The 507-nt window shown below is 53.6% G+C and carries 1 pseudogene; it reads right to left on the bottom strand.

Annotated features, from left to right (window positions below):
- Positions 1 to 211 precede the first annotated feature (211 nt).
- Positions 212 to 442, bottom strand: a pseudogene (locus AD944_RS00015) (CarD family transcriptional regulator); the annotation flags it as partial.
- Between the last annotated feature and the right edge of the window lie 65 nt (positions 443 to 507).

The raw sequence follows: 507 nt of genomic DNA on the forward strand, positions 1-507 counted from the left end.
GCCTCGAAATGACCGGCTTTTATCTCGCTCAGGGCACGACGAAGCGTGGTCTGATCAGGATGGCTCAGGGTGGGAGAAGAAGCAGGGCGCGTCATGGTTCTCTTATGTATCGTCCAGATGCGTTGCGGGAAAGCAAAACAGAAGCAGGTAAGAAAAAACCCGGCAAGGCAGCATGCCAGCCGGGTTTTTCAGGATTATGACAGAGGCCGTATCAGGCTGCTTTCATAACTTCGGTCAGAGAAGAAAGAACATCCGCCGGGTCTTTCTTTTCCAGTACTGCAACTTCGGCCACAAAACGTTCCTGTGCGGCTTCAAACAGCTTGCGTTCACTAAAGCTGCCGTCCAGGCTGTCCACATTGCGGCGCAGGTCACGCAGTACTTCTGCAATCTGGACCAGATCACCCGAGTTGATTTTTTCCTGATAGGCAACGGCACGCCGTGCCCTGAGCGAGATAAAAGCCGGTCATTTCGAGGCTATGCTGGCTGTTCTGCAACCCTACGCCAAGC

This window comes from Acetobacter tropicalis (assembly GCF_001580915.1).
In the GTDB taxonomy this organism is placed as follows: Bacteria; Pseudomonadota; Alphaproteobacteria; order Acetobacterales; family Acetobacteraceae; genus Acetobacter; species Acetobacter tropicalis.